Annotated in this window: 26 protein-coding genes; 14 read left to right on the top strand and 12 right to left on the bottom strand. The window is 72.9% G+C overall.

Annotated elements, in window-relative coordinates; genetic code table 11:
- Positions 1-192: 192 nt before the first annotated feature.
- The 3 genes from dhaL to PS467_RS06405 form a co-directional block, all read right to left on the bottom strand.
- On the bottom strand, positions 193-879 hold the full coding sequence (gene dhaL / locus PS467_RS06415) for a dihydroxyacetone kinase subunit DhaL (RefSeq protein WP_311034396.1): 687 nt from the start codon (positions 877-879) through the stop codon (positions 193-195).
- A 71-nt stretch (positions 880-950) separates the two neighbouring features.
- On the bottom strand, positions 951-1,949 hold the full coding sequence (locus tag PS467_RS06410; RefSeq protein ID WP_311034395.1) for a dihydroxyacetone kinase subunit DhaK: 999 nt from the start codon (positions 1,947-1,949) through the stop codon (positions 951-953).
- Between the two features lie 91 nt (positions 1,950-2,040).
- Positions 2,041-3,411: an MFS transporter gene (locus tag PS467_RS06405; protein WP_311034394.1), complete on the bottom strand. Its 1,371-nt coding sequence runs from the start codon at positions 3,409-3,411 to the stop codon at positions 2,041-2,043.
- Between the two features lie 138 nt (positions 3,412-3,549).
- Here PS467_RS06405 and PS467_RS06400 point away from each other — a divergent pair, with 138 nt between their 5' ends.
- From PS467_RS06400 to PS467_RS06390, 3 genes are all read left to right on the top strand, one after another.
- A complete protein-coding gene (locus PS467_RS06400) occupies positions 3,550-4,440 on the top strand; it encodes a dihydrodipicolinate synthase family protein (protein WP_311034393.1) in 891 nt (296 codons plus the stop codon).
- Positions 4,441-4,469: 29 nt separating this feature from the next.
- Positions 4,470-5,186, top strand: coding sequence for a GntR family transcriptional regulator (locus tag PS467_RS06395; protein ID WP_311034392.1), 717 nt, complete (start codon positions 4,470-4,472; stop codon positions 5,184-5,186).
- 119 nt (positions 5,187-5,305) lie between these two features.
- Positions 5,306-6,214, top strand: a complete 909-nt coding sequence (locus PS467_RS06390) for a LysR family transcriptional regulator (protein ID WP_268970522.1) — start codon at positions 5,306-5,308, stop codon at positions 6,212-6,214.
- A 43-nt stretch (positions 6,215-6,257) separates the two neighbouring features.
- Here the strand turns inward: PS467_RS06390 and PS467_RS06385 are convergent, their stop codons facing one another.
- Positions 6,258-6,725 carry a pyridoxamine 5'-phosphate oxidase family protein gene (locus PS467_RS06385; protein ID WP_311034391.1) on the bottom strand — a complete coding sequence of 156 codons (468 nt, stop codon included), beginning with the start codon at positions 6,723-6,725 and terminating at the stop codon, positions 6,258-6,260.
- Between the two features lie 55 nt (positions 6,726-6,780).
- Between PS467_RS06385 and PS467_RS06380 the strand changes: the two genes are divergently transcribed.
- Positions 6,781-7,485: a cysteine hydrolase family protein gene (locus PS467_RS06380; protein ID WP_432280547.1), complete on the top strand. Its 705-nt coding sequence runs from the start codon at positions 6,781-6,783 to the stop codon at positions 7,483-7,485.
- On the opposite strand, the gene PS467_RS06375 is transcribed toward PS467_RS06380, so the two are convergent.
- Positions 7,451-7,948 (bottom strand): Rieske (2Fe-2S) protein, encoded by a 498-nt coding sequence (locus PS467_RS06375; RefSeq protein ID WP_311034389.1) that lies wholly within the window; start codon positions 7,946-7,948, stop codon positions 7,451-7,453. The two genes, PS467_RS06380 and PS467_RS06375, sit on opposite strands and share 35 nt — an antisense overlap.
- 122 nt (positions 7,949-8,070) lie before the next feature.
- Positions 8,071-8,994 (bottom strand): quinone oxidoreductase family protein, encoded by a 924-nt coding sequence (locus PS467_RS06370; protein ID WP_311034388.1) that lies wholly within the window; start codon positions 8,992-8,994, stop codon positions 8,071-8,073.
- Between the two features lie 123 nt (positions 8,995-9,117).
- Here PS467_RS06370 and PS467_RS06365 point away from each other — a divergent pair, with 123 nt between their 5' ends.
- Positions 9,118-9,561, top strand: a complete 444-nt coding sequence (locus tag PS467_RS06365; protein WP_311034387.1) for a MarR family winged helix-turn-helix transcriptional regulator — start codon at positions 9,118-9,120, stop codon at positions 9,559-9,561.
- A gap of 276 nt (positions 9,562-9,837) precedes the next feature.
- Here PS467_RS06365 and PS467_RS06360 read toward each other — a convergent pair whose 3' ends face one another.
- Positions 9,838-10,056 carry an EF-hand domain-containing protein gene (locus PS467_RS06360; protein ID WP_311034386.1) on the bottom strand — a complete coding sequence of 73 codons (219 nt, stop codon included), beginning with the start codon at positions 10,054-10,056 and terminating at the stop codon, positions 9,838-9,840.
- 138 nt (positions 10,057-10,194) lie between these two features.
- Here PS467_RS06360 and PS467_RS06355 point away from each other — a divergent pair, with 138 nt between their 5' ends.
- The 5 genes from PS467_RS06355 to ung all read left to right on the top strand — a co-directional run bounded on the left by PS467_RS06355 (position 10,195) and on the right by ung (position 13,921).
- On the top strand, positions 10,195-11,019 hold the full coding sequence (locus PS467_RS06355) for a HipA family kinase (protein WP_311034385.1): 825 nt from the start codon (positions 10,195-10,197) through the stop codon (positions 11,017-11,019).
- On the top strand, positions 11,016-11,411 hold the full coding sequence (locus PS467_RS06350) for a DUF3037 domain-containing protein (protein ID WP_311034384.1): 396 nt from the start codon (positions 11,016-11,018) through the stop codon (positions 11,409-11,411). The genes PS467_RS06355 and PS467_RS06350 overlap by 4 nt, the downstream gene beginning before the upstream one ends.
- A gap of 163 nt (positions 11,412-11,574) precedes the next feature.
- The gene (gene fabG, locus PS467_RS06345) at positions 11,575-12,336 is read left to right on the top strand and encodes a 3-oxoacyl-ACP reductase FabG (protein ID WP_268970489.1); all 762 of its coding nucleotides are present in this window, start codon (positions 11,575-11,577) and stop codon (positions 12,334-12,336) included.
- 18 nt (positions 12,337-12,354) lie between these two features.
- Entirely contained in the window at positions 12,355-13,116 is a 762-nt protein-coding gene (locus tag PS467_RS06340) for an SDR family oxidoreductase (protein WP_268970488.1), read from the top strand.
- A 124-nt stretch (positions 13,117-13,240) separates the two neighbouring features.
- Entirely contained in the window at positions 13,241-13,921 is a 681-nt protein-coding gene (gene ung, locus PS467_RS06335; RefSeq protein ID WP_311034383.1) for a uracil-DNA glycosylase, read from the top strand.
- Positions 13,922-13,931: 10 nt separating this feature from the next.
- Here the strand turns inward: ung and PS467_RS06330 are convergent, their stop codons facing one another.
- Positions 13,932-14,348 (bottom strand): DUF3224 domain-containing protein, encoded by a 417-nt coding sequence (locus tag PS467_RS06330; RefSeq protein WP_311034382.1) that lies wholly within the window; start codon positions 14,346-14,348, stop codon positions 13,932-13,934.
- A 95-nt stretch (positions 14,349-14,443) separates the two neighbouring features.
- Between PS467_RS06330 and PS467_RS06325 the strand changes: the two genes are divergently transcribed.
- Complete coding sequence (locus PS467_RS06325) at positions 14,444-15,475, top strand: helix-turn-helix transcriptional regulator (protein ID WP_432280546.1); 1,032 nt, start codon at positions 14,444-14,446, stop codon at positions 15,473-15,475.
- 45 nt (positions 15,476-15,520) lie between these two features.
- Complete coding sequence (locus PS467_RS06320; protein ID WP_311034380.1) at positions 15,521-16,006, top strand: hypothetical protein; 486 nt, start codon at positions 15,521-15,523, stop codon at positions 16,004-16,006.
- Here PS467_RS06320 and PS467_RS06315 read toward each other — a convergent pair.
- Complete coding sequence (locus PS467_RS06315) at positions 16,003-16,509, bottom strand: DinB family protein (RefSeq protein ID WP_311034379.1); 507 nt, start codon at positions 16,507-16,509, stop codon at positions 16,003-16,005. The genes PS467_RS06320 and PS467_RS06315 overlap by 4 nt on opposite strands.
- Before the next feature lie 43 nt (positions 16,510-16,552).
- Positions 16,553-17,227, bottom strand: a complete 675-nt coding sequence (locus tag PS467_RS06310; protein WP_311034378.1) for a TetR/AcrR family transcriptional regulator — start codon at positions 17,225-17,227, stop codon at positions 16,553-16,555.
- Positions 17,228-17,370: 143 nt separating this feature from the next.
- Between PS467_RS06310 and PS467_RS06305 the strand changes: the two genes are divergently transcribed.
- Positions 17,371-18,336: a Gfo/Idh/MocA family protein gene (locus tag PS467_RS06305; protein ID WP_311034377.1), complete on the top strand. Its 966-nt coding sequence runs from the start codon at positions 17,371-17,373 to the stop codon at positions 18,334-18,336.
- Here PS467_RS06305 and lnt read toward each other — a convergent pair.
- Together lnt and PS467_RS06295 are read right to left on the bottom strand one after the other, a co-directional pair.
- Complete coding sequence (gene lnt / locus PS467_RS06300; protein WP_311034376.1) at positions 18,248-19,771, bottom strand: apolipoprotein N-acyltransferase; 1,524 nt, start codon at positions 19,769-19,771, stop codon at positions 18,248-18,250. The two genes, PS467_RS06305 and lnt, sit on opposite strands and share 89 nt — an antisense overlap.
- Before the next feature lie 155 nt (positions 19,772-19,926).
- On the bottom strand, positions 19,927-22,404 hold the full coding sequence (locus tag PS467_RS06295; RefSeq protein WP_432280545.1) for a SpoIIE family protein phosphatase: 2,478 nt from the start codon (positions 22,402-22,404) through the stop codon (positions 19,927-19,929).
- Positions 22,405-22,481: 77 nt separating this feature from the next.
- On the opposite strand from PS467_RS06295, the gene PS467_RS06290 reads away from it, so the two are divergent.
- On the top strand, positions 22,482-23,237 hold the full coding sequence (locus PS467_RS06290) for a FadR/GntR family transcriptional regulator (RefSeq protein ID WP_311034375.1): 756 nt from the start codon (positions 22,482-22,484) through the stop codon (positions 23,235-23,237).
- The last annotated feature ends 170 nt before the right edge of the window (positions 23,238-23,407 follow it).

Raw genomic sequence — 23,407 nt, 5'->3', positions numbered from 1 at the left:
CGAGCCATCGGACCGGGCCCGGGACGCGGCCTGTTACGGCAGCTGGTCCAGCGAGCTGAGCGCGTCGTCGCCCGAAGGGCGGCCCCGCGGCGTCCGGGCAGGGGGCGCACCTCCCGGCGGTGGCCGGGGGCGCCGTGCCCAGGCGTCGCGGGGCCGCGACGAGCCATCGGACCGGGCCCGGGACGCGGCCTGCTACGGCAGCTGGTCCAGCGAGCTGAGCGCGTCGTCGTAGGAGGCGAACAGCAGGGCGATGGCCATGGCGCCGGGGTCGGGCACGCCGCGGGCGTGATCGCCCGTGTAGCTGGCGCGGCCGCGCCGTGCGCGCAGATCGGTGGTGGAGCCGGCTCCCTGGTGGGCGGCGACCGCCGCCTGGTGGAGCGCCTGCCCCGGCTCGGTGTCCGGGGCGCATGCGGTGAGCGCCTGGGCGGCCGGGACGAGGGCGTCGATCAGCGTCTTGTCGCCGACCTCGGCCTCGCCGACCCGCTGGATCGCGGCCGCGCCGGCGGTGGTGCCCGCGGCCAGTTCGCGGGTGCCCGCGGTGGCGGGGTTGGCGGCGACCGCGGCGGCCAGTTCCTGGAGCAGCAGGCCGAACAGCGGGCCGCTGGTGCCGCCCACGTCGTCGAGGAAGACCCGTGCCGCCGTGGCGAGCGGCGCGGCGGGGGACTCCCGGTCGGCGGCGGGGCCGTCGGAGAGGGCTTGCAGCGCGCGGCGCACCCCGGCCATCCCGCCGGTCAGGTTGGTGCCGAAGTCGCCGTCGCCCACCCGCTGGTCGAGGGCGGTCAGTTCGGGTTCGACGGAATCGGCCGTGGTGGCGAAGCGGATGAGCCAGGCCGCGGTGGTGTCGTAGGTGAGGTGGTGTGGTGCGGGTATCGCTGACATGGCGGGGAACTCCTCGGTGATCTGTGGTCTGCGGTCGGCCTGCGCGGCGGCGGTGACGGGCCTCGGGTGGGTCACAGCGGCCAGGCGGGGGTGCGGGCGGGCGCGTCCCACAGCCGCAGCAGCTCGTCGTCGGCGGCGAGCAGGGACAGCGAGAACCCGCGCATGTCGAGGGCGCTGACCAGGGTTCCGGTCAGGGACCGGTCGAGCGCGACGCCGTTGTCGTCCAGAGCCTTGGTGAGGGCGTGGAGTATGCCGTACAGCTCCAGCGAGGTCGTCGCGCCGAGCCCGTTGACCAGGGCGAGCACCCGCGGCCGGGGGCCGTCGGGCAGCGCGGCCAGCAGCCGGTCGGTCATCGTCCTGACGAACTGGGTGAGCGGTACCGCGGGGGTGGTGCTGCCGGCCCGTTCACCGTGGATGCCGACGCCGTACTCCCAGACCCCGTCGGGAAGCTCGAACGCCGGGGTGCCGGAGCCGGGCGCGGTGTGGGCGGCCGAGGCGACGGCCAGGCTGCGGGAGCGCCGGGTCACCTCGGCGCCGAGGGCGGCCAGGTCCTCCAGGCCGCGTCCCTCGTCGGCGGCGGCGCCGAGGATCTTCTCCACGATCAGGGTGGCGCCGGTGCCGCGCCGGCCGACCGCGATGTCGTCGGAGTCGGTGGCGAGGTCGTCGTCGACCAGGACGCGGGCGCAGGGTATGCCCTCATGGGCGAGGCGTTCGGCGGCGATGCCGAAGTTGATGCGGTCCCCGGTGTAGTTCTTGACGATGTGCAGCACCCCCTCGGGCCCGGCGACGGCGCGGCTGGCCTCGAAGATCTGCCGGTTGTGCGGCGAGGCGAAGATCCGGCCGGGGCAGGCGGCGTCCAGCATCCCGGCGCCGACGAACCCCGCGTGCAGGGGTTCATGGCCGGAGCCGCCTCCCGAGACCAGTCCGACCCGGCGCTGTGCGGAGCCGCCGCGGGCGCGGAGATAGCCGTGGTCGGGATGGTGGCTGACGAGGTCGGCGTGTGCGGAGGCGAATCCGGCGAGGGCGTCGGGGACGATCGACTCTGCCGAGTCGGCGAAATAGAGCGGCATTGTGATGATATTCCTTGATGAGGAGAAAGCAGTCGGACGGTTACGGACGCGCCCATTGTGGGGGAGAAGGTGCGGAGGGCTCCGGACGGGGTCATTCCGCGGCGCCGTGCACATCGGCGGCGGCCGCACCGGCGGGGCGCCACCGCAGCGGCCTGTGGTCACCGCGGCGCAGGGCGAGGGTACACACTCCCGACAGCAGGACGACGCCGACGGCGTAGAGGCACACGCCGGTCGGGCGCCCGTCGAAGGCGGTGATCAGCGCGGTGCCCAGCAGCGGTGACAGGCCCCCGCCCAGCGTGGCGCCGACCTGCTGGCTGACGGACAGGCCGGTGTACCGCAGGGCGACCGGGTAGAGGTTGGCGAACAGCGCGCCCTGGGCGCCGTACATCGCGCCGTGTCCGACCGCCAGGCCCAGCGTCATCGCGAGGGTGATCAGCACCGGCTCGCGGGTCTGGACGAGCAGGAAGAACGGCACGATCAGCAGTGCCTGGAAGACGGCGCCGCCCGCGTAGACCAGCCGCCGTCCGACACGGTCGGAGAGCGTGCCGAACAGGGGCAGGGTCAGACACTCCAGCGCACAGGCGATGAGAATTGCGATCAGCACCGGCTGCTTGTCCACGCCGAGTTCATCCGTGGCGTAGGCGAGCGCCACGACGTAGTAGACGTTGAACAGCCCGCTCTCCGCGATCTTGGCGATGATCGAGCAGCCGACCGAGGCCAGATGGCCGTCGGCCAGCCCGCGCAGCGGGATCTTCTTGACCTCGCGCTCGGCGCGCAGCCGCCGGAACTCCGGGCTCTCGCTCACGGTGACGCGCAGATACATCCCGAGGCCGACCAGCACGATGCTGGCGAGGAACGGCACCCGCCAGCCCCAGGCGTCGAAGGCGCTGTCGGACATGGTGGCGCTGAGCACGCTCACCAGGCCGACCGGCAGCAGCACCCCGGCCGGGGTGCCGATGTGCACCAGGCTGGTGTAGAGGCCCTGCCGCTCACGCGGTGCGTACTCCAGCGCCATCAGCACCCCGCCGCCGTACTCACCGCCCATCCCCAGGCCCTGGATCAGCCGGATGAGGACCAGCAGGACCGGGGCGGCGATGCCGATGGTGCCGTACGAGGGCAGCAGGCCGATGCAGAAGGTGCCCAGGCCCATCAGCAGCAAGGTGGTCACCAGGACGGTCTTGCGGCCGAGCCGGTCGCCGAAGTGACCGAAGATCACGCCGCCGAGTGGGCGTGCGAGATAGCCGACGAAGAAGGTGGAGAACGCCGCGAGGGTCCCGACCGCGTCGTTCACCGAGGGGAAGAAGACGTGGTCGAAGACGAGGGCCGCGGTGGTGGCGTAGAGCGTGAAGTCGTAGTACTCGACGGTCGTGCCGATGGCACTGGCGATCGCGACGCGGCGGGCGGCGGTGTGGTCGGCGTCGTGAGGCGCCTGCTGACTCAACGCTGAGGCAGGGGTGGGCATCCTTGATCTCCTCTGATATTCCAGATGTCAGATGCTAGGCTTGCATCGCAGGTCCCGTCCAGGGATCGGCACTCCGGAATCACGGCAGGCGGCGCTCGTGGGGGCCGTGGACGGCCGTCGACGCACGAGGGAGACAATGTGACACTCGATCTGCACGGGATCATCTCGACCGTGGTGACACCGTTCGACGCCGACGATCAAGTGGATCTGGACCTCCTGGGCCCGGAGATCCAGTACCTGCTGGACTCCGGCGTCACCGCCATCTGCGCATGCGGCAGCACCGGCGAGGGCCACGCCCTGTCGGCCGAGGAGAGCGCCGCGATCTGCGCCCGGGTCGTCAAGGAGGTGGACGGCCGGGTCCCGGTGATCGGCGGTGTGATCCAGAACTCCACGGCGGAGGCCATCCGTTACGGCCGGGCGCTCAAGGCGGCCGGGGTGGACGCCCTCCAGGTCACCCCGGTCCACTATGTCTTCGCCCCCGACGCGGACCAGACCGTCGACTACTTCCGCCGCATCGGCTCCGCGGTGGGCCTGCCGATCGTCGTCTACAACGTGGTGCCCTGGGCGCTGGTCCCGGTGGACGTCATCGAGCGGCTCGGCGACGTCCCGGAGGTGATCGCGGTCAAGCAGAGCGGCGGCGACATGCATCTGCTGGCCGATCTGCTGCACCGGGTCGGCGACCGCTTCGCCGTCCTCGCCGCCCTGGACGACCTGCACTACCCGGCGTTCGCGATGGGCGCCCACGGCGCGCTCGCCGCCATCCCCACCGTCACCCCCCGGCTCAGTGTGGAGCTGTGGGAGGCCGTCCAGCGCGGGGACCACCGCGAGGCGCTGCGCCTCCACAACGTCATACTGGGGGTCTGGCGCGCGATCGACGGCCCCAACCTGCCGGCCAGGATCAAGGCGGCCCTGTCGCTTCAGGGGCGTGACGGCGGCCTGCCGCGCCACCCGTTCACTCCCGCGACAGACGAGGAGCGCGCCGTCATCGCCGACGCCCTGGGGAAGGCCGGTCTCCTGACGGCTCCTTGACCGGACCGCGACCGTAGAAGGTGAGCTCGATGAACCCCCCCAACCCGCCCCTTCCGACCGCCTCCCCGCTCGGCGCGCCCGAGCAGCGGGTGGTGGTGGAGAAGCTGCCCGACCAGATCTACCGCGTGCTGCGGCACCGGATCGTGCACGGCTTGATGAAGGCGGGCTCGCGGATCGCCATCAACGACCTCACCGAGGAGTTCGGCACGTCCAAGACACCGGTGCGCGAGGCGCTCAACCGGCTGGAGTACGACCAGTTGATCGTCACCCGCCCCCGGTCGGGCACCTTCGTGGTCCAGCCGACCGCCGACGACGTGGTCGAGGTGTGCCAGCTGCGCAAGGGCATCGAGTGGGTGGCGACCGGCCTGTCGGCCCGCACGATGCCCGAGGCGCTGCTGCGTGAGCTGCGCGAGGAGATCGTGACGGCCAAGCGCCACGCGGACAAGGGGGACTACGAGCCCTTCTTCGAAAGCGACTACCGGCTGCACAACCTGATCGTGACCCACGCGGACAACACCCGCCTGGTGCGGGCGCGCAGTTCGGTCGAGCCGTTCGTCCAGTGGCTGCGTGTCCTGGGCGCCACCGGTCCGCACCGTATCGCCGGGTCCACCCGCCGCCATCTGGAGATCGTCGACGCCATGCTCGACCGGGACGCGGAGGCCGCCATGACGGCCGCCGCGCTCCATGTCGACGAGGTGCAGCGGTGGACGGTGGAAGACCTCGGCAGCGCCCTGGGCGGTGACTGATCGCCGGCCGGGCCTGGCGGGGGCCGGGGCGGTCGGTGTGATCATGTCCGTTACGATGTGTTCTACAACCTCTTAGGGCAAGAGGATCTTCCTGGGCGGGATCGCGTAGCATTCCTTACATGTTGAACCTGGATCGCCTCCGGACCCTGCACGCCGTGGCCCGCCACGGCTCCGTGAGCGGGGCCGCGGAGGGTCTGCACGTCACCACCTCCGCCGTCTCCCAGCAACTCGCCAAGCTGGAGCGGGAGACCGGGCAGCAGCTGCTCGCCAAGCACGGGCGCGGAATCCGCCTCACCGACGCCGGGCGGCTGCTCTCCGACCACGCGGCGCGCATCCTGTCCCAGGTGGAGCTGGCCCAGGCGGATCTGGAGGCGCAGCGCGGCCACGCCGTCGGCGAGTTGCGGCTGGGCGCGTTCCCGACCGCCGTCCGCGGTCTCTTCCCGGCGGCGCTGAGCCGGCTGCGCACCGAGCATCCGCAGCTGAACGTGCGGCTCCAGGAGATGGAGCCGGACGAGTCGGTGCCCTCGGTGGTGCGCGGCGACATCGACCTGGCGGTGGTCCTGGACTGGTACAACAAACCGCTGCCGATGCCCGACGGGCTGGTCAAGGCCGCCCTGCTGGACGATCCGGTGGATGTGGCGATGCCCGCCGACCACCCCCTCGCCGACCGGCACGCGGTCGAGCCGGAGGACTTCGTGCACGACGAGTGGATCTCCTGGCCCAAGGGCGGGTTCTGCTACGACTGGCTGATGGTGACCCTGCGCGGCAAGGGCATCGAGCCGCGCATCCGGCACACCGCGCATGAGCACCACACCCAGCTCTCGCTGATCGCCGCCGGGCTGGGCATCGCCGTGGTGCCCCGGCTGGGCCGCGGCCCGGTGCCCGAGGGGGTGCGGATGGTGCCCGTCAGCCAGCCCACGATGCGGCGGCACATCTACGCGATCTGGCGCGCGGACGCCGACCGCAGGCCCTCGATCCGCGCGGCGGTCGAGGTGCTGCGCTCGGTCGGGGAGAAGGTCGTCGACTGACCGCCGGCCGGGAGCCGGGTCGGACCCGGCCCCCGGGGAGCGCTCAGCCCTGTGGGATCTTGCGGAAGTCCCAGGAGCGGATCGCCTCGGGGACCAGGCACAGCCAAGCGTGGCGCCCGTCGTACGGCATGGTGTCCAGGCCGAAGTACTTCGCCGCGAACATCCGCTCCGGCGCGTCGAGTTCCGGGCACGACACGCCGGAGCGGGGCTCCTCGCCGACGAAGACCGCCTCGCCGGAGAGCTCCACCCCGCGCAGTTCGCCGTACTCGTGCCCGTCGTCGACCACCACCGCGAGCCTGGGGTCGCGGCGCAGTTCGGCCCAGCGGCGGCTGCGGGTCAGGGAGTACAGCCACAGGGCCGCGCCGTCCCAGCAGAACCACAGCGGGCTGATGTGCGGCCGCCCGTCCGCGGCCACGGTCGCCACGCGGCAGGTGCGCTGTTCGGCGAGGAAGGCGTCCAGCTCGTCCTGGCTCATCATGATGCGGCGTCCCCGCCGCTGGGTGACGGTCATCCGACCCGCACCTCCGGTGACTGGGGGTGCGGCACAGGATGATGGCTCTTCCTCCATGAGGCAAGGGACGCTACTCTCCCGCGCCGTGACCAGGCATCCCCGCGAAGATCTTGTGGAGCTGCTCCGGCCGGACGGCTGTGCGCTGCTCACCGTCGAATGCCAACGCGGTGTGGTGGGGCCCAGGAGCGCGCTGCCCGAACTGGCCGCCGTGGCCCATGAGTCCGGTGCCCTCGGGCGTGTCGCCCACCTGGTGGCGGCCGCCCACGACACGGGCGTCCAGGTGCTGCACGCGGTGGCCGAGCGGCGCGCCGACGGACGCGGCGCGAACCGCAACGCACCGCTGTTCCGGGCCGTCGAGCGGCTGCCGGTCCGGCAGCTCACCGGAAGCGCGGCGGTCGAGATCGCCGCACCGGTCCCGGTGGCGGCCGAGGACCTGGTGGTACGGCGGCTGCACGGCCTGTCGCCGATCGCCGGGACCGAGGTGGACGCGCTGCTGCGCAATCTGGGCTGCCGCACGCTGGTCATCACCGGCGTGTCGGCCAATGTGGCGATCCCGGGCGCCGTCTTCGACGCCGTCAACCTCGGCTATGCGGCGGTGGTGCCCGAGGACGCCATCGCCGGGGTGCCCGCCTCGTACACCCCGGCGATGGTCCGTCACACGCTCGCCCTCGTGGCCACCGTCACCACGGCCGATGAGGTGGTGGCCTGCTGGCGCGAGGCGGCCGTCACGCCATCCGGATCGAGTCTCCCCGCACCGTGATCTGCGCGCCGGGCAGCGGTTTTCGCGCCAGGCCGCCCTTCACGCTGCCGTCGGTGATGTCGAACTTGCTCCGATGGCACGGGCAGTTGATGGTGCCGCCGCTCACATCGCCGACCGAGCAGCCCGCGTGCGTACAGATCGACGAGAACGCCTTGAACTCACCCGCGCTGGGCTGGGTCACCACCACCTTGTGGTCCTTGAAGACCATGCCGCCGCCCTCCGGGATCTGGGAGGTCTTGGCCAGTTCCATGCCGTCCCCGCCACTCGACTGGCCGTCCCCGGCGCTCTGGGACGGCTGCGCGGAGCCGGTGTCCTGGGTGCCGCCCGCGTCGCCGCCGCCCGAACCGCCGCCGTCGTCGTCCTCGCCGCATGCGGCGAGCGTGGCGGCCAGTCCGGCCGCTCCGGCCGCGGTGACGACGGCACGGCGGGTGCTGCCCCGCCCGGTGGTTGCCGGCTGCGTCATGGTGGTGCCTCCTGTCAGGGGACGTTTCACGGTTCCGTACGGACGGCGGGGCCCCCGCGTTCAACCCCACCCGGGCCATGCCCGGCGAGAGGGCCGGAAAATCGTCGTGCGGGGCCGTGGCGTCATGGGGTCAGGACGACCTTGCCGAGGTTGCGGCGGGACTCGATGATCTCGTGGGCGCGCGCGGCCTCGGCGAGCGGGATCTCGGCGTCTACGCGGGGGCGCAGCGTGCCGTCGCGGTGGAGTTCCCACACCTCGTCCAGCCAGCGCGCGTACACCTCGGGCTTGTCCCGGGCGACGGCCGCCGTCTGGAAACCGATGGCCGAGGCCCCCCGCACCAGCAGCTCGTAGGCGTCGATCGTGCCGCCGCCCGAGCTGAAGGCCACCAGGCGGCCGCCGCGGGCCAGGGCGCGCACCGCGGGGCCGAGGAGTGCGCCACCGACCCCGTCCACGACGACGTCGACCGGGTCGCCCCAGGACTCGTCCCCGTAGAGCACCACCTCGTCGGCGCCGAGGGCGCGTACGAACTCCGCCTTGTCCGCGCCGCTGACGGCCGCGACCACGCGGGAGGCCCCGCCTGCCTTCGCGTACTGGAGGGCGAGGGTGCCGACCGCACTGGCCGCCGCGGTCACCAGGACGGCGTCGCCGGGGTGGGGGCGGCCGGCCTCGTAGGCGCCGCGGGCCACCAGGCCGCTGCGGACCAGGGCCACGGCGTCGACGGCGGTGGCCCGGTCGGGAACGAGGGAGGCCATCGTGTGGTGGAGCAGGGCGAGTTCGGCGTAGGCGTGGGCGAAGCAGAGGCCGGTGACGCGGTCGCCCACGGCGAAACCGGTGACGTCCGCACCGACGGCGGCGACGGTGCCCGCCACCTCGCCGCCGAGCGGGAGGGGCTCGGTGCCCTCGCGCACCTTCCGTACGACCGGCAGCGTGACCCCGACCGCCTCGGTCCGGACGAGCAACTCGCCCGGACCGGGCTCCGGAGCGGGGACCTCCTCGGTGAAGAGGACTTCGGGGCCTCCGTTGACCTCATAGCGGACACGGCGCATGGACACCTCCGGGTGTGGACACGGGAGCGGAATCGGCGCCCATCGATCGTTGGGCTTACCAACGGGTGTCAGCGTAGGAGGAAGTCGTTGGGAAGTCCAATGGTTTGACGGTAGCCTCCTCCCATGACGCACACCGAACACCCGCGCGCCCTGGCGCACATCCAGTCCCTGCCGAGCTGGCTGGCCGGCCGGGTGGCGGCCCGTGGCCGGAGCCTGGTCGCCGAGGCGATCGCCCAGGAGGGGCTGAAGGTGCAGCATCACGCCGTGCTCGCGGCCGTGTCCGAGTACGGCCCGGTGGCCCAGGCGGATCTGGTGCGCCGGCTGGGCTTCGACGCCAAGGACGTGGTCCTGTTGCTCAACCACCTTCAGGACGCCGGGCTGGCGGTGCGGGAACCCGATCCGAAGGACCGCCGCAAGAACGCGGTGCGGGTGACACCGGCGGGCGTGCGCACGCTGGAGCGGTGCGCGGCACTGGCCGAGCGGGCCAACGCCGAGCTGCTGGCACCGCTCAGCGCGGCCGAGGCCCGGCAGTTGATGGACCTGCTGACCCGGGTGTACGAGGCGTAGCGCCGTCCTGCGCGGGGCGGCCTCGGCGGCCCGTCGGAGCGGAGAGGCGCTGAGCGGGGAGGTCTGGGCGCCCGGGTCCGGGCCGCCGCCGGTCACGGCGGGGCCCGCCCGCGGGGGAGCCGGCGCCGGGCGGACGGCGACCGTCGAAGAACGTCCGGCGATATGCGTCGAGCGGCACCTTCCCGGGGCGGGCGGAGTCGCGCGTCGGGGAAGCGCACGACGGAGGGCCGCAGGACGAGTCGGGTCCGGCACGCTCACGTGCCGGACCCGACGGTGTCAGCCATTCATGGCCGCCCAGAACTCCTCGAAGGACATCTGGCGGTCGCCGTTGGTGTCGAGCGAGTCGATCAGCGCCTGGGCCTCCGACTCGGTGATCTGCGAACCCTCCAACTCGGCCACGACCTTCTGGTATTCGTCCGCCGTGACCAGGCCGTCCCCGTCGAGGTCGTAGCGCTCGAAGACCTTCCGCGCCGCGGTCTCCACGATGTCCGCCATGTGCTCCACCCTTCTGTGATCTTCGCTGGCGTGCCCAGGCTATCCGTCCGCCAGGAGGGAGGTGAGCGCTGCCCATCTGCCCGCATCGGTCGGAGGAAGGCGCAGGTGGAGGCGGGGGCGCGTGGATAGCCTGGGGAAATGCTGAACGAAGTCATCGCGACTCGCTATGTGACTCCCTTGCGGGAGGGCGGATCGCTGCCGGGCATCGTCGAGGCCGACGATCTGGGCACCTACGTCATGAAGTTCACCGGCGCCGGACAGGGCCGCAAGACCCTCGTCGCCGAGGTGGTATGCGGTCAGCTGGGCCGGCGGCTGGGGCTGCGGGTCCCGGATCTGGTGCGGATCCAGCTGGATCCGGTGATCGGCCTGGGCGAACCGGACCAGGAGGTGCAGGAGCTGCTCAAGGCCAGTGGCGGGCTCAACCTGGGCATGGACTACCTCCCCGGCTCGCTCGGCTTCGACCCGCTCGCCTTCGAGGTGGGCGCCGAGGAGGCCGGCCGGGTGGTGTGGTTCGACGCGCTCATCGGCAATGTGGACCGCTCCTGGCGCAACCCCAACATGCTGGTGTGGCACGGACAGCTGTGGCTCATCGACCACGGCGCCACGCTGATCTGGCACCACGGCTGGCGCGGGCTGGACAAGGCGGCCGGCAAGCCGTACGACGCCTCCGACCACGTCCTCGCGCCGTTCGCGCCGGACATCGCCGCGGCCACCGAGGCCCTGGCACCGCTGATCACCGAGGAGCTGCTCACCGAGGTGGTGGCGGACGTCCCCGACGAATGGCTGACCGACGAGCCGGGCTTCGACGGCCCGGACGCGGTGCGCCGCGCCTATGTCGAGGTGCTGCTGGAGCGGGCGGCCACGGTCGGGACGAGGATCACGCTCGGGGAGCGCACCGGTGAGGCGCCGTCGCAGGCGCCGGAGTGGCTGCGGGTGTGGGTCGAGGGAAAGGCGTCGAAGTGAGTGGGTTCCAGGGCGGCCGGGACGTCTTCGAATACGCCGTGCTGCGGGTCGTTCCCCGGGTCGAGCGCGGCGAGCAGATCAACGCGGGCGTCGTCGTCTACTGCCGCGCCACGTCCTTCGTGGCGGCCCGGGTCCATCTGGACGAGGACCGGCTGCGCGCCCTCGACCCCTCGGCGGACGTGCCGGCCGTACGGGCCGCGCTGCGCGCCGTGGAGTGCGTCTGCGGCGGGGGGGAGCAGGCCGGTCAGGCGGCGGGGGAGGACGCGGGGCGGCGCTTCCGCTGGCTCGTCGCACCGCGCTCCACGGTCGTCCAGCCGGGCCCGGTGCACACGGGTCTGACGGCGGACCCGGCGGCGGAGGTCGAGCGGTTGCTCGACCTCCTGGTGCGCTGAACGGCCGGGGTCCGGTGCGCTGAAGGGTCAAGGTGAGGAAGGGCATCACGGCGGGTCGTTGACAGGCGGTGGCGGGCCTCATAGCGTCTCGTGCGCAGAAGAGACTAAGCGGTTGCTCACTCCCGGAGCGGGGCGGTGGGCATCGAGGCGAGGGAGAACCCGCATGTCCACCACCGAGCAGCGTGTTGCCATCGTGACGGGCGCGGCCCGCGGCATCGGCGCGGCGACCGCCGTGCGCCTGGCCGAGGAGGGCCGCGTCGTGGCCGTGCTCGACCTCGACGAGGGGTCCTGCGCGGGCACCGTGGAGAAGATCACCGAGGCGGGCGGCAAGGCCATCGCCGTGGGCTGCGACGTATCGGACGCCGAGCAGGTCGACGCCGCCGTCGCGCGGGTCGTCGAGGAGCTCGGCGCGCCGACGATCCTGGTCAACAACGCGGGTGTGCTCCGCGACAACCTGCTCTTCAAGATGAGCGACTCCGACTGGGACACGGTGCTGAACGTGCATCTGCGGGGCGCGTTCCTGATGTCGCGCGCCTGTCAGAAGCACATGGTGGACGCCGGGTTCGGCCGGATCGTCAACCTCTCCAGCAGCTCGGCGCTGGGCAACCGCGGCCAGGTCAACTACTCCGCGGCCAAGGCCGGGATGCAGGGCTTCACCAAGACCCTCGCCATCGAGCTCGGCAAGTTCGGCATCACCGCCAACGCCGTGGCACCCGGCTTCATCGCCACCGACATGACCGCCGCGACCGCCGAGCGCGTCGGCATGGGCTTCGAGGACTTCCAGAAGGCGGCCGCGAGCCAGATCCCGGTGCAGCGGGTCGGGGTGCCCGCCGACGTCGCCCACGCGATCGCCTTCTTCACCGGCGAGGCGGCCGGTTTCGTCTCCGGCCAGGTCATGTACGTGGCCGGCGGCCCGCTCAACTGATCAGGAGCCACACACCACATGACCGCTCAGATACCGGACAGCGGGAAGACCGCGCTCATCACCGGGGCCAGCCGGGGGATCGGCTACGCCATCGCCGAGGCCATGGTGGCCCGCGGCGACCGGGTGTGCATCACCGGGCGCAACGAGGACGCGCTCAAGGAGGCCGTGCGGCGGCTCGGCGCCGACCGCGCCGTCTACGCCGTCGGCAAGGCCCATGACCAGGCACATCAGGCGGCCGCCGTCGAGCGGACGATGGAGGCGTTCGGACGGATCGACCACCTGGTCAACAACGCCGGCACCAACCCGGTCTACTCGCCCATCGCCGATCTCGACCTGGATGTGATCCGTAAGGTCTTCGAGACCAATGTCGTCTCGGCCCTGGCCTTCGCCCAGCTGACCTGGAAGGCATGGCAGAAGGAGAACGGCGGCACCATCGTCAACATGGCGTCGATCGCCGGAATGTCCCCCTCGCCGTTCATAGCGGCGTACGGCGTCAGCAAGGCCGCCCTGGTCAACCTCACGGTGCAGCTCGCCCATGAGTTCGCCCCGCGGGTGCGGGTCAACGCCATCTCCCCGGCGGTGGTGAAGACCAAGTTCGCCACCGCCCTGTACGAGGGGCGGGAGGAGGAGGCCGCCGCGGCCTATCCGCTGAAGCGGCTCGGCGTACCGGACGACATCGCGGGCGCGGCCGCGTTCCTCACCTCCGACCAGGCGGCGTGGATCACCGGCCAGACGCTCGTGGTGGACGGCGGCGTCCTGCTGGGCGCGGGACTCGGCTGACCGGCGCCCGGTCCGGTCCCGCGCCGTGGGCGCCGCCGGACCGGGCACGGTCCGCGTGCGGCGCTGTCAGTGGCCGCCGGTAGGTTCTGTGCCCTGGACGTACTACCGACCGGAGGTTGACGACGTGCCCTATGTGCTGCCCGAGTCCTGGCGCGGGGTCCTCGGCGAGGAGCTGGAGAAGCCCTATTTCAAGGAGCTCACCGAGTTCGTCGAGGAGGAGCGGGCCAAGGGGCCGGTGTACCCGCCCCGCGAGGAGGTGTTCGCCGCCCTGGAGGCCACGCCGTTCGACCAGGTGAAGGTGCTCGTCCTCGGGCAGGACCCGTACCACGGCGAGGGCCAGGGCCACGGTCTGTGCTTCTCGGTGCGGCCGGGCGTCAAGACCCCGCCGTCGCTGCGGAACATCTTCAAGGAGATGAAGGAGGAGCTCGGCCACCCGGTGCCCGACAACGGCTATCTGATGCCGTGGGCGCGGCAGGGCGTGCTGCTGCTCAACGCGGTGCTGACGGTCCGGGGCGGCGAGGCCAACTCCCACAAGAGCAAGGGATGGGAGAAGTTCACCGACGCGGTGATCCGCGCGGTGGCCTCGCGCCCCGATCCGGCCGTCTTCGTGCTCTGGGGGAACTACGCCCAGAAGAAGCTGCCGCTGATCGACGAGTCGCGGCACGCGGTGGTGAAGGGGGCGCACCCGTCCCCGCTGTCGGCGAAGAAGTTCTTCGGCTCGCGCCCCTTCACCCAGATCGACCAGGCGGTCAAGGCCCAGGGGCACACACCGATCGACTGGCGGATCCCGGACCTCGGCGCCTGACCGGGGCCGGTCAGGAGGCCGGCTGGAGCGTGTAGTCGAAGCTGTAGGGGATCTCGGTCTCCCCGCGCACGGCGGAGAAGGTGCCCGATCCGGTGAGCCCGGCCAGCTCGCCGGTGCCGGACCCGGGCACCACCTCGAAGGCGCAGTGGACGGTGGCGTCCTCGCCCCAGCTGCCGTGCTGCACCACGACGAAGCTGCCCGCGCGCCCGTCCAGGGTGCCGGTCAGCAGCTCGTAGCCGCAGCAGACGCCGGTCTTCCCGGTCAGATAGGTGATCGCGTAAGCGCAGGTGGTGCGCGACGCCTCGATGCCGCCCGAGAAGCTGTTCGTCACCACGGCGTGGGCCGCCTTCGCGCCGCCCTCGGCCTCCCCGAGGGCCGTCTCCTTCCAGTCGGCGTAGGTGAAGTGGCCGGCGGTGTGCGTCGTCATAAGGGGTCCTTTCCGGAAGCCGGGTCGGCGATGGACCCCACTCTGTCCGCCATACCTGACATCTTTTGTCAGGTACCGGGATCACCATGGACCGCATGCGTGCCGACCGCCTTCTCTCGCTGCTCCTGCTGCTGCAGAACCGGGGCCGGATGACCGCGCCCGAGATCGCCGCCGAGCTGGAGGTCTCGGTGCGCACCGTCTACCGCGATGTGGAAGCGCTCGGCGCGTCCGGTGTGCCGGTCTACGCCGAGCGGGGCCCGGCCGGGGGCTTTTCGCTGCTCGACGGCTACCGCACCCGGCTGACCGGGCTCACCGGCGACGAGGCGGACTCACTCTTCCTCGCCGGGACGCCGGGGGCGGCCGCCGAACTGGGCCTGGGCGCCGACCTCACCACGGCCCAGCTCAAGCTGCGGGCCGCGCTTCCGGCGGAGCTGGGGGAGCGGTCCCGCCGCATCCAGGAGCGCTTCCACCTCGACGCGCCCGGCTGGTTCCGGGACGCCGAGCCGGTGCCCCATCTGGCGGCGGCCGCCGAGGCCGTATGGGAGCGGCGGGTCCTGCGGGTGCGCTACCGCCGCTGGCGCGGAGAGGTGCGGCGGGAGCTGTATCCGCTGGGCCTCGTCCTCAAGGGCGGCATCTGGTACCTGGTGGCGCGGGTCGAGGACAGCGTGCGCAGCTACCGGGTGGCGCGGATCCTGGACGCCGAGGTGCTGGCGGAGGTCTTCGAGCGGCCCGCCGGGTTCGACCTCGCCGCCTACTGGGAGGAGTCGTCCCGCCGGCTGGAGTCCTCGCGCTTCCAGGGCGAGGCCGAACTGCTGCTGTCGGAGCGCGGAGTGAAGCTGCTCCCGGTGCAGTTCGGGGCGGTGGGCGTGCGGGCGGTGGCCGCGGCGGGCCCGCCCGACGACCAGGGGCGGGTGCGTGTCGTCCTGCCCGTGGAGTCGCTGCCGGTCGCGGTCCACGACATGCTGCGGCTGGGCACCGACGCCGAGGTGCTGGGGCCGCCCGAGCTGCGGTCGGCCGTCGCCCGAGCCGTCGCCGAGCTGGCCCGCCGCTACGGCGCGCCCCCCGGCGCCGGCGCGCCCCCGCCGGCCCACGACACGCCGGGCGCGGCGGGCGCCAACGGCGCGTGATCGGCGGGACACCCCCTAGCGTCTCCCCAAAGACGGGAGGCCGTGATGACGGAAGCGCAGCGGGAGGCGCCGGAGGGCGATGCCGTACTGACCCGGATCGGGCAGGCGGTCATGCTGCACCGGGGCGGGGACCGGGAGGAGGCGCGCAACCGCCTCGCCGCGCTGTGGCGGGAGATCGAACGCGACGGCGCCCCCTTCCACCGCTGCGCCCTCGCCCACTATCTGGCCGACACCCAGGACGATCCGCTCGACGAGCTGATCTGGGACCTGCGGGCGCTCGCCGCCGCCGACGGGCTCACCGGGGCCCTGGCGCCACGGGCGTTCCTCCCCTCCCTCCACCTCAACGTGGCCGCCGGCTACCTGAAGCTAGGCCAGGAACGGGCGGCCCGCGATCAGTTGGCGCTGGCGCGGGCGACCGCCGGTGCGCTCGGCGAGGATCCGTACGGCGACGGGGTACGGGCGGCCATCGCGCGGCTGACGCTGACGCTGGAGGGTGCCGCCGAGGACCAGGACGGGCCGGGGGCTGCCTAGTCGCCGGTGGCGCCGTCGATCCGTTCGCGCAGCAGGTCGGCGTGGCCGTTGTGGCGGGCGTACTCCTCGATCATGTGCAGATAGATCCAGCGCAGGTTGTAGTCGCCGCGGTCGGGGCGGGTGACGACATCGTCCAGGGAGCGGCCCGCGGCGGCCTCCTTGGCCTTGGCGATCTCCTCCCGCCAGATGGCGAAGGCGTCCTTCGCGGTGTCGCCGTCGGTGACGTGGAAGTCCCCGTCCGGGTCCGCCTCGCTGTACCAGATCGGCGGGGCGTCCTCCTGGGCGAGCACCCGCCGGAACCAGCTCCGCTCGACCTCGGCCATGTGCCGTACCAGCCCGAGCAGGGTCAGTTCGGACGGCGGCGCGGAGGCCGTACGCAGCTGTGCGTCGTCCAGCCCCTCGCACTTGAGGGCGAGGGTCGCGCGGTGGAAGTCCAGCCACCCCTCCAGGCTGGTGCGTTCATCGGCGGTCCGGGGCGCTTGAAGGCGTTCTGCGGTCGTCATGGCGGTCATGATGGCGGTGCGGCCACCCGGCCCGCTACGCGTTTTATCCGCTGCCCAGCATCCCGCGCAGCAGTTCCTCGACGCCGGTGCGCAGCGTCGCGCGGTCCGGTACGGCGTCGTGGTCGGCGCCCGCGGCGCAGCCGAACATCAGCCCCTCGCACCAGGCGACCAGCGACCGCGCGTGCCGCCGGGGCTCGGCGGAACCCAGCGCCGTCATCATCTCCTCGAGCGGCTCCCGGAAGCCGCGTCCGGTCGCGTCGTAGAACTCCCGCAGCTCCGGGCGGCGGGTCGCCTCCAGCGCGAGCTCATAGCGGGCGATCAGCAGATCGCGCCGGGCGGTGAGCGAGCGGTGCAGGGCGAGCGAGAGCGCGTCGGCCGGACCGGCGACCGGATCGGTCCCGTCCGGCGCCGCCCTGGCGGGGCGCGGCATCTCGTCGGGCGTCAGCACCTCCGCCTCCCGCTGGGCCAGCCGCCGGACCGCCGCCTTCAGCAGGGCGGCGCGGGTCCGGGCGTGGTTCGAGGTCGAGCCGGGCGGAAGCCCGGCCGCCTCGTCCACCGCCCGGTGCGTCAGCCCCCGCATCCCGCGCTCGGCCAGCAGCGCCAGGGCGGTGTCGGCGACCAGCTCGGCCCGGGAGGCGCCGGACGCGGACGGGGCGGACGCGGACGCGCCGGACGTGGAGGCGCCGGATGCGGAGGCGGCGGTTCGATCAGCGGTCATGGGGCCAACCTAAGCCCATCCATCACTCCCACTACGGCCGTAGTGACCTGGGGCATCGCTAGCGGGCGGCCGCCCGTCCGCACGTATCCTTCGGGGGCACGGCGGAAGGCATGACCAGCGGCGCACGAGGAGGCACCACGGATATGAGGGTCGGCTGCGTAGGGCTCGGCGACATCGCGCGGAAGGCGTATCTGCCCGTGCTCATGGCCCGCCCCGGGCTGGAGCCGCATCTGCACACCCGCACCCCCGCCACTCTCCAGCGGGTCGCCGACACCTACCGCGTCCCGGAGGCCCAGCGCCACGCCGACCTCGACTCGCTGCTCGCGGCCGGGCTCGACGCGGCCTTCGTGCACGCCCCCACCGGCGCCCACGCCGACCTCGTCACCCGGCTGATCGAGGCCGGGGTGCCGACCTACGTCGACAAGCCGCTCGCGTACCACCTCGCCGACAGCGAGCGGATCGTGCGGCTCGCCGAGGAGCGCGGGGTGAGCCTGATGGTCGGCTTCAACCGGCGTTACGCGCCCGGCTACGCGCAGTGCCTGGACCATCCGCGCGATCTGATACTGCTCCAGAAGAACCGCGTCGGCCTCCCCGAGGACCCGCGCACCCTCGTCCTCGACGACTTCATCCACGTCGTCGACACCCTGCGCTTCCTCGCGCCCGGTCCGGTGGACCACATCGACGTGCGCGCCAGGATCCGTGACGGGCTGATGCACCACGTGCTGGTGCAGCTGTCCGGGGACGGGTTCACCGCGCTCGGCGTGATGAACCGGATGAGCGGTTCCACCGAGGAGGTCCTGGAGGTCTCCGGCCAGGACACCAAGCGGCAGGTGGTCAACCTCGCCGAGGTCGTCGACCACAAGGGTCAGCCGAGTGTGCGCCGCCGGGGCGACTGGGTGCCGGTGGCGCGGCAGCGCGGGATCGAGCAGATCACCGACGCCTTCCTGGACGCGGTGCGCGACGGGCGGCGGATCGGCGCCGAGGACGCGCTGCTCACCCATGAGCTGTGCGAACGGGTCGTCAGGGACGCTCTGGAGTCGGCCGGTCCGACGGCTGGTCCGTCCGCCGGTCCGACGGCCCGCTCGTTCTCCGGTCCGCCCGCCGGCTGAGCGCCCGGCGCCCCTCGGCCGCGCAGAACACGGCGAGCGCCGCCATCGCCCCGTACACCGGCCAGGGCCCGATCCGCACATACGGGCTCGTGCCCTGCCCCAGCGGCACCGTGTAGACGGTGGCCGCGCTGGTGTCGGTGGACATCCGGGGTCCCACCGGTTCGCCGCGCGGTCCGAACACCGCGCTCTGGCCGGTCAGCGTGGCGTGCACCATCGGCCGCCAGGTCTCTGCGGCGCGCAGCGCGGCCAGCGAGGCGTGCTGCTCGGGCGCCCAGCTCCCCTGGAAGGTCGAGGTCGAGGACTGGACGACCAGCATCCGCGCCCCGTCCCGCACCAGGGCCCGGCTCATGTCCGGGAACGCCGACTCGAAGCACACCAGCGGGCCGATCCGCAGGCCGTCCGGCAGCCTCATCACCACCTGCCCGGTGCCCCGGTGGCGGTCCTCACCGGCCGCCTTGCCCACCGAGGTGGCCCAGCCCAGCAGCGGCCGGGCCGGGATGTACTCCCCGAAGGGGACCAGCCGCATCTTGTCGTAGCGCTGCCCCGTCGGCCCGTCCGGTCCGATCAGCACCGAGCTCTTGTAGATCCCGGGCCGGTCGCCGCGCCGCGCGTCCACGTTGACCAGCAGATCCGCGCCGACCGTCCGGGACAGTCCGGCCAGCCGCCGGCTCAGCTCCGGATGGGTGGTCAGGTCCTGCCCGACGCTGCTCTCGCCCCACACCACCAGGTCGACATGGCGGTCGGCCAGCTGCCGGGTCAGCTCCGCGCTGCGTTCGAAGCGCGGCCCCGGCCCCTGGATGACGCCCGGCTGCACCACCGCGATCCGCGCCGTGCCGGGCTCCTTGGCCTGTGGCGCCCACGCCCACGCCCCGGCCGCCGCCGCGCCGCACGCGGTGAGCCCGGCCAGTGCCACCGCGCGGGCGCGGGCCACCGCGATCAGCACGCACACCGTGACATTCACCATGACCAGCAGGAAGCCCAGCAGCCATACTCCGCCCACCGAGGCCAGCCGCAGCGCGGGCGCCACCTGCCACTGGCTCGCCCCCAGCAGCCCCCACGGTCCGCCGAGGTACTGCCAGGACCGGACGAGCTCGGCCATCAGCCATACGGACGGCAGCAGCACCAGCGCCGCCGCCACCCGCCCGGGACCCGGGCGGCCGTGCAGCAGCCGGTGCGTCAGCCACCCCCAGGGCGCCCAGCACAGCCCCAGCAGCAGCGCCAGGACCACGATGAACACATGAAGGCTCGGCATCAGCCAGTGGTGCACCGCGAGCAGGAACCCGGCGCCGCCCAGCCAGCCGTCCAGCAGGGCCCGGCGGCCGGTGGGCGCCGAACGCGCCAGCAGCAGCCAGGGGACCAGGGCGCCATACGCCCACCACCACAGCGAGGGCTCGGGGAAGGCCGGTGCGGGCAGCGCGCCCGCCGCCAGCGCCATCCCACCGCGCCACCACGGGGAGGCGAGCCGCCGCCTCCACGGGCCCCTGCCGCCGACCGGCCTCCGCACTCCGGACGCTCCCCTCCCGTTGGCACAGGGCCAGTGTGCGGCAGCCGGCCGATCATGAACAGGGCGGGGATGCGCCGGGGCGCGCTTCATACCTGTTCCGGGAGGTCTTGTTCGGCCCAGATGAGCTTGCCGCCCTCGGTGTAGCGGGTGCCCCAGCGGTGGGCCAGCTGGGCGACGAGGAACAGCCCGCGGCCGCCCTCGTCGGTGGTGCGGGGGTGGCGCAGCCGCGGTGAGGTGCTGCTGGTGTCGGCGACCTCGCAGATCAGCACCTCGTGCCGGATCAGCCGCAGCCGGATGGGGCCGGTGCCATGGCGGATGGCGTTGGTGACCAGCTCGCTGACGATCAGCTCCGTGGTCGTCGCCAGGTCCTCCAGGCCCCACTCGGCGAGCCGGCGGACCGCCAGGGAGCGGGCTCCGGCCACGACGGCCGGATCGGAGGGCAGGTCCCAGGAGACGACGTGTCCGCTGTCCAGGCCGTGCGTACGGGCCAGCAGCAGGGCCACGTCGTCGGACTGCGGGGAGGTCAGCAGGGCGTCGACGACCGTGGAGCACAGCTCCTCCAGCGGACGCGCCGACTGGCGCAGCGCGTTGCTCAGCCGGCCCAGACCGACGTCGATGTCCTGGTCGCAGCCCTCGATGAGCCCGTCGGTGTAGAGGGCGATCAGGCTTCCGTCGGGCAGCTCCAGCTCCGCCGACTCGAACGGCAGCGACCCGAGGCCCAGCGGGGGACCCGCGGGCAGCGGCGGGAAGGAGACCTCGCCCGAGGGGTCCACGACTGCCGGGGTGGGGTGCCCCGCCCGCGCCATCGTGCACCGCTGGGTGACCGGGTCGTAGACCGCGTACAGACAGGTGGCGCCCAGCACCGCGGCCGCCACGCCCTCCTGCCCGGCCTCCTCCTCGGTGAGCCGGATGACCAGGTCGTCGAGGTGGGCCAGCAACTCATCGGGCGGCAGGTCCATATCGGCGAGCGTGTGCACGGCGGTCCGCAGCCGCCCCATGGTCGCAGCGGCGGTGATGCCGTGGCCGACCACATCGCCGACCACCAGCGCCACCCGGGCACCGGACAGCGGGATCACGTCGAACCAGTCGCCGCCGACCCCGTTGCGCGCGTCCGTGGGGAGATAGCGCGAGGCCACCTCGACGGCCTGGCCGCCGGGCAGGGCGTGCGGCAGCAGACTGCGCTGGAGGGCCAGCGCGGCGGCGTGCTCACGGCTGTAGCGGCGGGCGTTGTCGACGCACAGCGCGGCCCGCGCGACCAACTCCTCGGCGAGCAGCAGATCGTCCTCCTCGAACGGGTCCGGATGCCGGGAGCGGACGAACGAGGCCACGCCCAGGAGGGCGCCGCGCGCCCCGATCGGCGTCACCATCAGCGAGTGCATCCCGAACTCGCGCAGTTTCGCCGTCCGCGCCGGATCGTCGCCGGACCACGCGTCGATGGAGACGCCCATCACCGGGTCGAGCAGCGGTTCCCCGGAGAAGTAGCAGCGGGCGAGCGGGGACGAGGGGAAGACCGCGATCGGTTCTCCGGGCGCCGCGATGGACTCCGGGCACCCCTCCCGGATCGACGCCTGACCGGCGCGGCGGAACGCGGGCAGGGTCTCGCCCGAGGGCTTGGCGGGCTCCTCGCCGCGCAGGACGCCCTCCAGCAGATCGACGGTGACGAAGTCGGCGAGCCGCTCCACCGCGAAGTCGGCCAGCTCCTGGGCGGTGCGCAGCACGTCCAGGGTGCCGCCGATGCGTGCGCCGGCCTCGTTGAGCAGCGCCAGCCGCTCCCGGGCCCGCCAGCGGTCGGTGACGTCGATGGCCATGTAGCACACGCCCACCGGCCGGCCCTCGGCGTTGTCCAGCCGGAAGAACGAGGTCGAGTACGCGCGCTCGCTGCCCGGTTCGGCCATCGTCCAGCCCCGGTACTCGTAGTCGATCACCGGCTCGCCGGTCTCCAGCGCCTGCCGCATCCGCGCTTCGATCGCCTCGGTGTCCAGCCCCGGCAGGAAGTCCCCCATCCGGCTCCCCAGCCGCTCCGCGCGCGGCACCCCTCCGTAGCGCTCCAGCGTGTCGTTGATCCACACGTACCGCAGATCCGGGCTCAGCACGGCCATCCCGATCGGCGACCGGGTGAGGAACGCCTGGAGCAGCGAGCCGCTGAGCGCCCATGCCGGGATGGAGCCCAGATCGACCCCGGAGACCAGCCAGGAGGTCTCGCCGTCCGGATCGCGCATCGCGGAGATCCGCAGCCCCACGTCGATCCGCCGGCCGTCCCGGTGCCGGACCTGCCCCAGACCGCCCCAGCCGCCGTGTTCCCGGCACCACGCGCCGATCGCCTCGGCCTTCGCCGCGTCCTCCGGTGCCGCCAGCAGCACCCTGGCCGGCTGCTTGACCATCTCCGCCGCCGGATAGCCGAGGAGCCGCTCCGCCGCCGGGGTCCAGCCGGTGATGATCCCCTCGGCGTCGACCAGCACTGTCGCCGCATCCGCCATGTCGAAGGGGACATGGGTCTCGGCCGGCGCGATTCCCTGGGGGATGACCCTCACCCCCGTCCCAACTGCGGATACATTTCTCTCCATCCTATGACTTACGGTGCTTGTCGGACCCGCGGCAGCGGCGTTTGACAACCCGCTCCCGCCCGCCCGAGGATTCCCGTGTGAACTTGTCAGACAGCCAGACAGGACGTCCCGGACCCGACGTCCCCCGGCGGGTGAGCGCGATGGAGGCGGTGCTCGGCCACCTCCGGGAAGCGATCGAGCGCGGCGACTACGCGGTGGGGGACAAACTCCCCTCCGAGGCGGAGCTGTGCCGTCGTCTCGAGGTCAGCCGGCCGGTGCTCCGCGAGGCCCTCCGGGCCCTCCAGACGATGGGGCTGACCGCCTCGCGCACCGGCAAGGGCACCTTCGTCATCTCCAGCGGGCCGGTGGCGGACCCCACCTTCGGCGATTACGCCGCGAGCGACCTGCTGGAGGTGCGCCGGCACATCGAGATCCCGGTGGCGGGCTACGCGGCCCGGCGCCGCTCCGCCGAGGACCTCGACCACCTGTCCCATCTGCTGGAGCGGATGGAGCGGGAGACCGACACCACCGCCTGGGTGGCGATGGACACGCTGTTCCACCTCGCCATCGCCCAGGCGGCCCGGAACCCGGTCTTCCGGCGGGTCATCGAGGAGATCCGCGACGCCCTGGCCCGGCAGTCGGCATTTCTCAACGAACTCGGCGGCCGCCGCGAGCAGTCCAACCGGGAGCACCGGGCGATCGTCGACGCGCTCGCCGGCGGGTCCGAGCACGACGCGGTGGAGGCGATGACCCACCACCTCGAGCGGGTGGAGACCACGCTGACCGCCATCGTGCGGCCCGCCGCGCCGGACGGCCGGACGGCCGCACCGGTGGAAGGCACCCGGCGGGCGTGAACGAGCAGTCCCCTCCGGCGAGCGGCGAGCGTTCCTCCGGTGAGCGGACCGCCCACGGCACCAGGCCGGTCGGCCCGCGCCGGGCCGACCGCGACCACTCCGACACGCCGCGACCACCTCCGACCGCGCCCTGAACACCTCCGACACCCGCCGGGACCACCCCGGCGCGC

The sequence above is a fragment of the Streptomyces luomodiensis genome (assembly GCF_031679605.1).
Taxonomy (GTDB): Bacteria; Actinomycetota; Actinomycetes; order Streptomycetales; family Streptomycetaceae; genus Streptomyces; species Streptomyces luomodiensis.
The sequence above is the reverse complement of the archived record's forward strand: the minus strand, read 5'-3'. Positions and strand labels throughout refer to the sequence as shown.

Coding starts and splice junctions, on each gene's coding strand:
- PS467_RS06360 (WP_311034386.1), bottom strand. CDS start 10,056: ATGGCGGACATCGTGGAGACCGCGGCGCGGAAGGTCTTCGAGCGCTAC.
- PS467_RS06325 (WP_432280546.1), top strand. CDS start 14,444: ATGCGTGCCGACCGCCTTCTCTCGCTGCTCCTGCTGCTGCAGAACCGG.
- PS467_RS06310 (WP_311034378.1), bottom strand. CDS start 17,227: ATGACCGCTGATCGAACCGCCGCCTCCGCATCCGGCGCCTCCACGTCC.
- PS467_RS06410 (WP_311034395.1), bottom strand. CDS start 1,949: ATGCCGCTCTATTTCGCCGACTCGGCAGAGTCGATCGTCCCCGACGCC.
- PS467_RS06320 (WP_311034380.1), top strand. CDS start 15,521: ATGACGGAAGCGCAGCGGGAGGCGCCGGAGGGCGATGCCGTACTGACC.
- PS467_RS06390 (WP_268970522.1), top strand. CDS start 5,306: ATGTTGAACCTGGATCGCCTCCGGACCCTGCACGCCGTGGCCCGCCAC.
- PS467_RS06395 (WP_311034392.1), top strand. CDS start 4,470: ATGAACCCCCCCAACCCGCCCCTTCCGACCGCCTCCCCGCTCGGCGCG.
- PS467_RS06405 (WP_311034394.1), bottom strand. CDS start 3,411: ATGCCCACCCCTGCCTCAGCGTTGAGTCAGCAGGCGCCTCACGACGCC.
- PS467_RS06385 (WP_311034391.1), bottom strand. CDS start 6,725: ATGACCGTCACCCAGCGGCGGGGACGCCGCATCATGATGAGCCAGGAC.
- PS467_RS06315 (WP_311034379.1), bottom strand. CDS start 16,509: ATGACGACCGCAGAACGCCTTCAAGCGCCCCGGACCGCCGATGAACGC.
- PS467_RS06370 (WP_311034388.1), bottom strand. CDS start 8,994: ATGCGCCGTGTCCGCTATGAGGTCAACGGAGGCCCCGAAGTCCTCTTC.
- fabG (WP_268970489.1), top strand. CDS start 11,575: ATGTCCACCACCGAGCAGCGTGTTGCCATCGTGACGGGCGCGGCCCGC.
- PS467_RS06375 (WP_311034389.1), bottom strand. CDS start 7,948: ATGACGCAGCCGGCAACCACCGGGCGGGGCAGCACCCGCCGTGCCGTC.
- PS467_RS06355 (WP_311034385.1), top strand. CDS start 10,195: ATGCTGAACGAAGTCATCGCGACTCGCTATGTGACTCCCTTGCGGGAG.
- PS467_RS06295 (WP_432280545.1), bottom strand. CDS start 22,404: ATGGAGAGAAATGTATCCGCAGTTGGGACGGGGGTGAGGGTCATCCCC.
- dhaL (WP_311034396.1), bottom strand. CDS start 879: ATGTCAGCGATACCCGCACCACACCACCTCACCTACGACACCACCGCG.
- PS467_RS06380 (WP_432280547.1), top strand. CDS start 6,781: ATGAGGCAAGGGACGCTACTCTCCCGCGCCGTGACCAGGCATCCCCGC.
- lnt (WP_311034376.1), bottom strand. CDS start 19,771: ATGGCGCTGGCGGCGGGCGCGCTGCCCGCACCGGCCTTCCCCGAGCCC.
- PS467_RS06340 (WP_268970488.1), top strand. CDS start 12,355: ATGACCGCTCAGATACCGGACAGCGGGAAGACCGCGCTCATCACCGGG.
- PS467_RS06330 (WP_311034382.1), bottom strand. CDS start 14,348: ATGACGACGCACACCGCCGGCCACTTCACCTACGCCGACTGGAAGGAG.
- PS467_RS06305 (WP_311034377.1), top strand. CDS start 17,371: ATGAGGGTCGGCTGCGTAGGGCTCGGCGACATCGCGCGGAAGGCGTAT.
- PS467_RS06365 (WP_311034387.1), top strand. CDS start 9,118: ATGACGCACACCGAACACCCGCGCGCCCTGGCGCACATCCAGTCCCTG.